The organism is Luteimonas aquatica (assembly GCF_022662575.1).
GTDB classification, from domain to species: domain Bacteria; phylum Pseudomonadota; class Gammaproteobacteria; order Xanthomonadales; family Xanthomonadaceae; genus Luteimonas; species Luteimonas aquatica.
Genome location: NZ_JALBFU010000041.1, coordinates 1 through 552, shown reverse-complemented (window position 1 = coordinate 552; position 552 = coordinate 1). Strand labels below are relative to the sequence as shown.

Here is a 552-nt window from a genome sequence, read left to right as displayed (position 1 = left end):
GGGCGGCCTGGCCACCGCCTACGACGCCCTGCAGAAGGCCTCCGAGGGCAAGGACGATCCCAAGGTCGACGGCCTCAGCCGCGACCAGCGCTTCTTCCTCAACTGGGCCACGGTGTGGCGCACCAAGTACACGCCGGAAAACCTCAAGGTGCGCCTGACCACCGACCCGCACGCGCCCGCCACCTTCCGCGCGATCGGCGCCCCTTCCAACCTGCCCGCCTTCGCCGCCGCCTTCCAGTGCAAGGCCGGCGACGCCATGGTGCGCGCGAACGACAAGCAGGTCGTGATCTGGTAATTGCGTTCCGCCCCCGCCCCTGCGCCCTCGCGCAGGGGCGGGATGTCCGATGCCGCCATTCGCGCGCCCCGCGCGCGATGGCCGGCGCCGGCGCCATCCGCCGCGATCATCGCGGTCGTCGAGACAGGCGTTCCGCCGGCGCCCGCCCGCAGGGCAGAAGCCTGCTTCCCCTCCTCCGTTCCGCGCCGGAGTTCCGCCCGTGAACATGCATCCCCTACGAGTGCAGGCACCGCGCGTGCTGCTGCTGTCCCTGTCCG

Annotated in this window: 1 protein-coding gene; it reads left to right on the top strand. The window is 72.1% G+C overall.

The window, feature by feature from the left end:
* A partial coding sequence (locus MD221_RS17425; RefSeq protein WP_277928953.1) for a M13-type metalloendopeptidase occupies positions 1-295 on the top strand: 295 nt, incomplete at its 5' end.
* Between the last annotated feature and the right edge of the window lie 257 nt (positions 296-552).